This window comes from Bacillus sp. CCB-MMP212 (assembly GCF_022748145.1).
GTDB lineage: Bacteria > Bacillota > Bacilli > Bacillales > Bacillaceae_G > Bacillus_A > Bacillus_A cereus.
On the sequence record NZ_JALDQE010000010.1, the window covers coordinates 202,364 to 211,718 of the forward strand.

The window sequence follows — 9,355 nt, forward strand, 5'->3', positions numbered from 1 at the left end:
GCTAGCTTCTACAGCAAAAAAAGTAGAAGCTTTTTTCACTTTTCTTATTTCATACTTTCTAAAAGCTCTTGCTCATAATCATAAAGAGCTGTTGGATAGTCCCCATTAAAGTAAGCCATGCATAGGCCGCCATATTTCCCTTCATATGGACGTCCAATTGCATCTACTAATCCATCTTCGCTTAAAAATGTTAAAGAATCTGCTCCGATCATTTCGCGGATTTCTTCTACTGTATTATTTGCTGCAATTAATTCTTTTCTCGTTTGAATATCAATGCCATAGAAACATGGATATTTCAGAGGTGGTGAAGCAATTCTTACATGAACTTCTGTCGCTCCAGCCTCACGAAGCATACGAACAATTCGTTTACTTGTCGTTCCTCTTACGATAGAGTCATCAATCATAACAACTCGTTTCCCCTCAACCACACCTCTTACTGCGGAAAGCTTCATCTTAACCCCTTGCTCACGCAGTTCTTGAGAAGGCTGGATAAAAGTACGTCCAACGTAACGATTTTTAATTAATCCTAATTCATACGGAATGCCTGTTGCCTCCGCATAGCCAATCGCAGCTGAAATACTAGAGTCTGGTACACCAGTAACAACATCCGCTTCAATAGGAGCTTCCGCTGCTAAACGTTTTCCCATATTTTTACGCGCTGCATGAACGTTAACACCAGCAATATTAGAATCTGGTCGTGCAAAGTAAATATATTCCATACTACAAATCGCATGTTCTACATCGTTTGTGAAACGATCTACGTGAATTCCTTCATCATTAATGATAAGTAATTCACCAGGTTCTACATCGCGAATGTATGTTGCACCTACTACATCAAAAGCACATGTTTCAGATGCTACAACGTAAGCATCCCCCATCTTTCCAATTGAAAGCGGACGGAATCCATTTGGATCTAACGCAACGATCATTTCATTTCCAGTTAGTAAAAGATACGCAAACGCACCTTTCACTTTATTTAGAGCCTCTTTTACACTTTCAATTAAAGAGTCTTTCGTACTACGTTTAATAAGATGTAAAAGTACTTCTGTATCTGAACTAGTTTGAAAAATACTTCCCTCTGCTTCTAATTCACGACGAAGCATTTTTGCGTTAATTAAATTTCCGTTATGAGCTAACGCCATACTATGATCGGAAAAACGGAACAACAATGGTTGAACGTTAGCAACTTCACTTCCACCAGCTGTTGCATATCGTACATGTCCGATTGCTGATTTTCCATTTAATCCTTCTAACTCACCTCTTGAAAACACTTCTGATATTAAACCTAATCCCTTGTGACCGACGATTTTTTCCCCATTATTTACGACAATGCCTGCGCCTTCTTGCCCACGGTGCTGTAAACTGTGCAATCCGTAGTATGAAACTTGTGCTGCATTTTCATGCCCCCAAATTCCGAAAACGCCACATTCTTCGTTTAACCCCTTTATTTCAGCAAGCATGGGATTGCCCCTTTCCAAGCCTTTCTCATTTCATCTACATTTGCTGTAAGTAATACTTCATTTTCTTCATTATGAATTGTTACTTCATTTGTACTTGTTACTTCGCCAACTTGGATTGCTTCTACCGCTTTCTCAAACGCCTCTTTATTTTCACGTTTTACAGTTATCACGAAGCGAGACTGTGATTCAGCGAATAATGCTGCTGTTGCTTCTCCATCTAATTTCACAGTAGCACCTAAGCCGTTAGCACCAATTGCACTTTCTGAAATTGCAACTGCTAAACCACCCTCAGCAACATCATGTGCAGATTGAACAAGACCAGCTTGAATTGCTTCTAATACTTGTTTTTGGCGTTTTAATTCTACATCTAGATCGATACTTGGTGATTGACCGAAAATTTTTCCGTGAATCATTTTCTGTAATTCACTTCCGCCAAACTCAGCTTTCGTCTCACCGATTATATAAACTAAATCACCAGCTTGCTTAAACTCTTGTGTTGTTACATGTTTTAAGTCATGTACAAGTCCGACCATCCCAACAGTTGGTGTTGGATATACAGCTTCGCCACTACGTTCGTTATACATCGATACGTTTCCGCCGATAACTGGTGTTTGTAATGTGCGACAAGCTTCACTCATACCGTCTACTGATTTCTCAATTTGCCAGAAGATTTCTGGTTTTTCTGGGTTACCGAAGTTTAAGCAATCTGTAATTGCAAGTGGCTCACCGCCAGAGCATACGATATTACGCGCTGCCTCTGCTACTGCAATTTTACCGCCCATTTCTGGATCTAGATAAATGTAGCGAGAATTACAATCTGTCGTCATTGCTAATCCTTTTTCTGTACCGCGTACACGTACAACTGCTGCATCTGAACCTGGTGTAACCACTGTGCTTGTACGAACTTGGTAATCGTATTGATCGTATACCCACTCTTTACTTGCAATTGTTGGTTGCTGTAATAGAGCGAATAACGCTTCTTTATAATTTTCTACTTTTGGCGTTTCCATTTTCATTGCTTGGAATTCAGCAAAGTATGCTGCTTCTTTTGATGGTTTATGATAAATTGGCGCTTCTTCTGCTAAAGCATCTGCTGGAACTTCAGCTACCTTTTCACCTTTATGGAATAAACGAAGCATTTTATCTTCCGTTACTTTCCCCATCGTAACCGCTGCGAGACCATACTTCTCAAATAAATCTACTATTTCTTGTTCTCTACCTTTTTTCACAACAATTAACATACGCTCTTGTGATTCAGACAGCATCATTTCATATGGTGTCATTCCTGTTTCACGCTGTGGTACATCATCTAAGTACATTTCAATACCCATTCCTGCTTTACTTGCCATTTCTGCAGATGATGATGTTAAACCAGCCGCACCCATATCTTGAATTCCAACAAGTGCATCAGATTGAATTAATTCTAAACACGCTTCAATAAGAAGTTTTTCCATAAATGGATCCCCTACTTGAACCGCTGGACGTTTCGCTTCTGAGCTTTCAGATAGTTCTTCAGATGCGAATGTTGCACCGTGAATACCGTCACGACCAGTTGATGCTCCTACGTACATTACTGTGTTACCAGCACCGTGCGCTTGCCCTTTTTTAATGTCTTCGTGGTTAATCAAACCTACGCACATTGCATTTACAAGTGGATTTCCTTCATAACATGGATCAAATTGTACTTCGCCGCCAACAGTCGGAATACCGATGCAGTTACCGTATCCTGCAATTCCTGCTACTACTTCTTCGAATAAATATTTCACACGTGGTGACTGTAATTCACCGAAACGAAGTGAGTTTAATAGAGCTACCGGACGTGCTCCCATAGAGAATACGTCACGAATAATACCACCAACACCTGTTGCTGCTCCTTGATATGGTTCAATAGCTGAAGGATGGTTATGACTTTCCATTTTAAATACAACTGCTTGATTATCACCGATATCTACAATTCCAGCGCCTTCTCCAGGTCCTTGCAGAACGCGCTCACCTGTCGTTGGAAACTTACGAAGAACTGGTTTTGAATTTTTATAACTACAATGTTCAGACCACATTACAGAGAACAATCCTGTTTCTGTATAATTTGGCAGACGACCTAAAATCTTTTCAACCATGGCAAACTCTTCGTCTGTTAGCCCCATTTCCGCATATATACGCTCTTCTTTAATTTGTGTTGGATTTGGTTCAAGCATTAACGACATATGTTTCCCTCCACTGTTTTAAGATAGATTGAAAGACTTTTAACCCTTCAGCACCGCCAAGTAATTCATCTACAGCACGCTCTGGATGTGGCATCATACCAAGTACATTTCCTTTTTCGTTTACAATACCAGCAATATCTGAAACGCTACCGTTAGGATTTTCTACGTAACGGAATGCGATTTGATTATTCTCTTCTAATTGTTTAAGAGTCTCTTCGTCACAATAGTAATTCCCCTCACCATGAGCGATTGGAATATTGATTACTTCATTTTTTTCATATTGTGATGTAAACATCGTTTCATTATTTTCAACACGCAACTGAACAGTACGACACATAAATTTTAAGTTTTCGTTTCTCATTAATGCTCCTGGTAGTAATCCTGATTCAACAAGAATCTGGAATCCATTACATACACCTAAAATCGGCTTTCCTTGCTCAGCAGCTTTTTGTACTGCTTTCATTGCATTAGCAAAGCGAGAAATAGCACCGCAGCGTAAGTAGTCACCGTAAGAGAATCCACCTGGTAGTAAAATTGCATCATATTCATCTAAATTCTCTGTATCGTGCCAAACGTAATCTACTTCTTCGCCAAGCTCATCTTTAATTGCATGGAACATATCGACATCACAGTTCGAACCTGGAAATACTATTACGGCAAATTTCACTGTGCGACAACCTCCTCAACTTCATAACGGAAGTCTTCCATTACAACGTTCGCTAATAGTTTTTCACACATTTCTTTTACCTTGCTATCTAAGTCAGATACAGATTTATCAATTGTTAGTTCCATGTACTTTCCGATTCGAACGTCTTTTACTTCTGTGAATGAAAGACTATGAAGAGCTCCTTTTACCGCTGTTCCTTGTGGATCTAATACGCTTTCTCTTAATGTTACATATACCTTAACTTTATACATGTGAAATTCCCCCTAAACGTTTTAAAATCTCTTCATAAGCATCTGTTAAATTTCCAAGATCGCGACGGAATACGTCTTTATCAAACTTCTCATTGCTCGTTTCATCCCATAAACGGCAAGTATCTGGTGAAATTTCATCCGCTAATATGATTTCTCCCTCTTCCGTTACACCAAACTCTAATTTGAAATCTACTAATCTTACACGACAGCTTGCGAAATGATCAATCAACACTTGATTGATTTGTAGAGCCATATCTCGTAATACGCTTACTTGCTCTGGCGATGCAACGTTTAATACACGAATATGATCTTCCGTTACAAGCGGATCTCCTAAATTATCATCTTTGAAGTAAAATTCTACGATTGGTTCTGCAAGTACAGTTCCCTCTTCCATTCCTAATCGTTTTGAAAGACTTCCTGCAATTACATTTCTTGTGACAACTTCTAAAGGAATAATACTCACTTTTTTAACAAGTTGTTCTGTTTCAGATAACTTCTCAACAAAATGTGTTTTAATTCCTACTTCTTGTAACTTTCTGAACAATAAAGTTGTAATCTCATTGTTCAAACGACCTTTTCCTGTAATCGTCTCTTTTTTCTCCCCATTGAAAGCAGTCGCACTATCTTTGTACTCTACCCAAACCATATCTGCTGATTCTGTACGATAAATTCTTTTTGCCTTACCTTCATACAGCAATTCTAGCTTTTGCATTTCGCAAGCCCCCTGTAGTTTGAAAAATGTGAATATTTTTTTTTATAAAGAATGGCACAGAATGACTCTATTCTGTGCCATATGAAATTTTACGCTTCGTTTAATCCAAGGCGTTCAAAGATTGTATCAACGTGTTGCATATGATGCTCATAGTTGAAGCATTCATTAATTTCTTCTTGTGTTAACTTACTTGTAATACGCTCATCAGCTTCTACAAGCTCTTTAAATTGTACTTGTGTTTCCCAAGCTTCCATCGCTTTAGGCTGTACGATATCATAAGCTTCTTCACGTACCATACCTTTGTCGATTAGTGTAAGCATTACGCGCTGAGAATAAATTAAGCCGTATGTTCTTGTCATATTGCGTTTCATATTCTCTGGGTATACAGTTAAGTTTTTAACGATATTACCAAAGCGATTTAACATGTAATTTAATGCGATTGTAGCATCTGGTAAAATTACGCGTTCTGCTGAAGAGTGAGAAATGTCACGCTCATGCCACAATGGAACATTCTCATAAGCTGTCATCATATAACCGCGGATAACACGAGCTAAACCAGTCATATTTTCAGATCCAATTGGATTACGCTTATGTGGCATTGCAGAAGAACCTTTTTGGCCTTTTGCGAAAGCTTCTTCAACTTCACGTGTTTCACTCTTTTGTAAGCCACGAATCTCAACTGCCATCTTTTCGATAGATGTTGCGATTAATGCAAGTGTTGACATGTAGTGTGCGTGACGATCACGTTGCAATGTTTGTGTTGAAATTGGTGCTGCTTCTAATCCTAAATTTTCACAAACATATTTTTCTACGAATGGATCGATATTTGCATATGTACCAACCGCACCAGATAGTTTACCAACACGAACTGTATCAGCAGCTTGTTTGAAACGCTCTACGTTACGTTTCATCTCTTCATACCAAAGACCAAGTTTTAAACCAAATGTCGTTGGTTCTGCATGAACACCGTGTGTTCTTCCCATCATGATTGTGTATTTATGCTCTTTCGCTTTGTTAGCTAAAATGCTTACAAAGTTCTCTAAGTCTTTTAATATAATTTCATTCGCTTGTTTTAAGATGTAAGATAATGCTGTATCTACTACATCTGTAGATGTTAAACCGTAATGAACCCATTTACGTTCTTCGCCTAATGCTGGCGTTTCTGATACAGCACGAGTGAATGCAACTACGTCATGACGTGTTTCTTTTTCAATTTCATAAATACGATCAATATCAAATGATGCATGTTCACGAATTTTTTTAACATCTTCTTTTGGAATATCGCCAAGCTCAGCCCATGCTTCACAAGCTAAAATCTCAACTTCTAACCACGCTTTAAATTTGTTCTCTTCCGTCCAAATCGCACCCATTTCAGGGCGTGTATAACGACTAATCATCTTTTTCCCTCCAACAGTTGTTCTTGATGGTCCCAAATATGCAAACTCTTCGCTTTTTCTAGAGCGACTTCAATATTATCATTTAAAATATTAACATGCCCCATTTTTCGCTGTGCTTTTGCTTCTTCTTTTCCATACAAGTGTAAATAGCACCCGGTTAATCTATTCACTTGTCTTAGGACCCCTTCTATATGTTCGCCTAAAATGTTTACCATGACAACTGGTTTTAACAAATTTGTTTCTCCTAGAGGTAAATTACAGATTGCTCGAATATGTTGACCAAATTGGCTCGTTTCACATGCATCCTGTGTATAGTGTCCTGAATTGTGAGGTCTTGGTGCTAATTCATTAATGTAAATCTCACCATTAGCTGTAGCAAACATCTCTACAGCTAGTGTTCCCACAAGTTTTAATTCATCCGCAAGTACCTTTGCATAAGCAATTGCTTTGTGAGAAAGCTCTTCTGTAATACGAGCTGGAACGATAGATTCATGCAAAATGTTATTTACATGAATATTTTCCGCTACCGGAAATACTTTCGTTTCACCACTTACACTACGAATCACAATAACGGATACTTCTTTTTCAAAAGGCACCCATTTCTCTAAAATACACTCTGCTTTATCCACAAGATCTCTTGCTGTCTCAACATCAGCCTCACTTCTTAAAACAACTTGCCCTTTCCCATCATATCCACCTGTCGTCGTTTTTAAGACGGAAGGGAATGATAACTCAGCAATTGCTTCTGTAAGCTGATCTTGATTTTGAACTAATCTATACGTTGCTACTGGTAACCCAGCCTTCTCAATTGCATTCTTTTCTGTAAAACGATTTTGCGTTTTATTTAACAACTGACTACCTTGTGGCAAGTAAGCATGTTTTTCAAGCCATTGTAAACATCTATAATCAATATTCTCAAATTCATATGTGACAACATCACTTATCTCTGCTAAATGCTGAATTGCCTTTAAATCGTCATACGGTGCAACAATTTCAATATCAGCAACTTGTGCACATGGTGAATGCTTTGTAGGATCTAAAACAGCAATTTTATATCCCATCTCCTTGGCTGCCAATGCCATCATTCTTCCTAGCTGGCCGCCTCCAATAATGCCGATTGTTTTTCCAGGTAAAATGATTCTCGTCATACTAGCTCACTACCTTCACGCACATCTTTTTCAATCGCTTCTCGTCTCAATTCTAATGCATCATGTATATCATCATGGAATGATCCAAGTATTTGTGCAGCAAGTAATCCAGCATTCGTTGAACCGGCTTTACCAATTGCAACAGTTGCAACTGGAACACCTCCTGGCATTTGGACGATGGATAATAATGAATCTAAGCCGTTTAATGCTTTTGATTGAACTGGAACTCCAATTACAGGAAGATTTGTCTTCGCTGCAACCATTCCTGGTAAATGTGCTGCTCCACCAGCTCCAGCAATAATAACTTTCAATCCACGTTCACGAGCCGTCTCTGCATATTCAAACATATAATCCGGAGTCCGATGAGCGGATACAACTTTTTTCTCATACGGTATATTTAATTCATCTAAAATGTCACAAGCATATTTCATTGTTTCCCAGTCTGACGTACTTCCCATTATGACTCCAACTAGTGATTTCATATTAGAATCCCCCCGATTCAAATAAAAAAAGCCTGAAATAGAACAGTTTCTCTTTTACTATGAGAGAAAGCGCTCTACTCAGGCATACGTATCCCTTGTGAATAGAAAAATACCGAGTGACTTTCCCTCATAGTCTAACGAATAACGGTCGTTAGGTAGAGACTTGCAGGCCATATCCCCGCGATTATATGAGGTCTTATATTATTGTTTCTATGGCTATATTAACAATATTTCATAAACGATGTCAATAAATAATCGAATGTTTTTTTATTAGCAGTCAATAACGTTCGTGTTTTAGTTATATTCAAAACAAGAATTGCAACTATATGCAAGAAGAAAAGGGAATTAGAATATATATTTCTAGAGATCTATTTACTTATAATCGTTTATATAGTACTTCAGTATGTTTTAAATCACAATATGTACAATCTTGTATTCTACACATCAATAGAACTTTTATTATAACGATTTAATTTCTAAGGAGGATAAACATGAAAGAAAGAACTACGCTATTATCCTATTTATTTTTTCTATCGCAGTAATTGTTGTAATTATTGAATACTTATTTATAGCATGTCATTATTTAAAATATATACTTATGATAGAAATAATGTGTCCTATTTTAAGTATTACTTTAGCGGCATTAGGAAAATCAGAAACACAAAAAATCATTGCTATTATTTTAAACAGTCTCTATTTCATTCTTTTTTCGTCTTTAGCGTTTTTAAATTTATGGATTATAACATCCGGTAAATAAAAATAAACACAAAAAAACCTAAGTCGAAACGACTTAGGTTTTTGCTTGGCGACGTCCTACTCTCACAGGGACAAGGTCCCAACTACCATCGGCGCTAGAGAGCTTAACTTCCGTGTTCGGTATGGGAACGGGTGTGACCTCTCTGCCATCATCACCAAACTATGAAGGCATATTCCTTCAAAACTAGATAACATTTGCTACATATTATATGGTTAAGTCCTCGATCTATTAGTATTCGTCAGCTCCACATGTCACCATGCTTCCACCTCGAACCTAT

General features: G+C 37.9%; 8 protein-coding genes, 1 rRNA gene, 1 pseudogene and 1 riboswitch. Of the genes and pseudogenes, 1 reads left to right on the forward strand and 9 read right to left on the reverse strand.

What is annotated here, in order from left to right:
* Window positions 1-44: 44 nt before the first annotated feature.
* From purF to purE, 8 genes are all read right to left on the reverse strand, one after another.
* The gene (purF, locus tag MRP26_RS24105; protein WP_000879026.1) at window positions 45-1,460 is read right to left on the reverse strand and encodes an amidophosphoribosyltransferase; all 1,416 of its coding nucleotides are present in this window, start codon (window positions 1,458-1,460) and stop codon (window positions 45-47) included.
* Window positions 1,445-3,664: a phosphoribosylformylglycinamidine synthase II gene (gene purL / locus MRP26_RS24110; RefSeq protein WP_000055560.1), complete on the reverse strand. Its 2,220-nt coding sequence runs from the start codon at window positions 3,662-3,664 to the stop codon at window positions 1,445-1,447. The genes purF and purL overlap by 16 nt, the downstream gene beginning before the upstream one ends.
* A complete protein-coding gene (gene purQ / locus MRP26_RS24115; protein ID WP_000666784.1) occupies window positions 3,648-4,331 on the reverse strand; it encodes a phosphoribosylformylglycinamidine synthase subunit PurQ in 684 nt (227 codons plus the stop codon). The genes purL and purQ overlap by 17 nt, the downstream gene beginning before the upstream one ends.
* Window positions 4,328-4,582: a phosphoribosylformylglycinamidine synthase subunit PurS gene (gene purS, locus MRP26_RS24120; protein WP_075717447.1), complete on the reverse strand. Its 255-nt coding sequence runs from the start codon at window positions 4,580-4,582 to the stop codon at window positions 4,328-4,330. The genes purQ and purS overlap by 4 nt, the downstream gene beginning before the upstream one ends.
* Window positions 4,575-5,294: a phosphoribosylaminoimidazolesuccinocarboxamide synthase gene (purC, locus tag MRP26_RS24125; RefSeq protein WP_001170549.1), complete on the reverse strand. Its 720-nt coding sequence runs from the start codon at window positions 5,292-5,294 to the stop codon at window positions 4,575-4,577. The genes purS and purC overlap by 8 nt, the downstream gene beginning before the upstream one ends.
* Window positions 5,295-5,383: 89 nt before the next feature.
* Window positions 5,384-6,691, reverse strand: a complete 1,308-nt coding sequence (gene purB / locus MRP26_RS24130) for an adenylosuccinate lyase (protein WP_000625682.1) — start codon at window positions 6,689-6,691, stop codon at window positions 5,384-5,386.
* Entirely contained in the window at window positions 6,688-7,839 is a 1,152-nt protein-coding gene (gene purK, locus MRP26_RS24135) for a 5-(carboxyamino)imidazole ribonucleotide synthase (RefSeq protein ID WP_053565402.1), read from the reverse strand. The genes purB and purK overlap by 4 nt, the downstream gene beginning before the upstream one ends.
* Complete coding sequence (purE, locus tag MRP26_RS24140) at window positions 7,836-8,321, reverse strand: 5-(carboxyamino)imidazole ribonucleotide mutase (RefSeq protein WP_000839367.1); 486 nt, start codon at window positions 8,319-8,321, stop codon at window positions 7,836-7,838. The genes purK and purE overlap by 4 nt, the downstream gene beginning before the upstream one ends.
* A 110-nt stretch (window positions 8,322-8,431) precedes the next feature.
* Window positions 8,432-8,533: riboswitch (purine riboswitch) on the reverse strand.
* 279 nt (window positions 8,534-8,812) lie between these two features.
* Here purE and MRP26_RS30990 point away from each other — a divergent pair.
* Window positions 8,813-9,078, forward strand: a pseudogene (locus MRP26_RS30990) (hypothetical protein).
* 43 nt (window positions 9,079-9,121) lie between these two features.
* Here the strand turns inward: MRP26_RS30990 and rrf are convergent.
* Window positions 9,122-9,237: ribosomal RNA gene (gene rrf / locus MRP26_RS24145) — 5S ribosomal RNA — on the reverse strand.
* Window positions 9,238-9,355 lie beyond the last annotated feature (118 nt).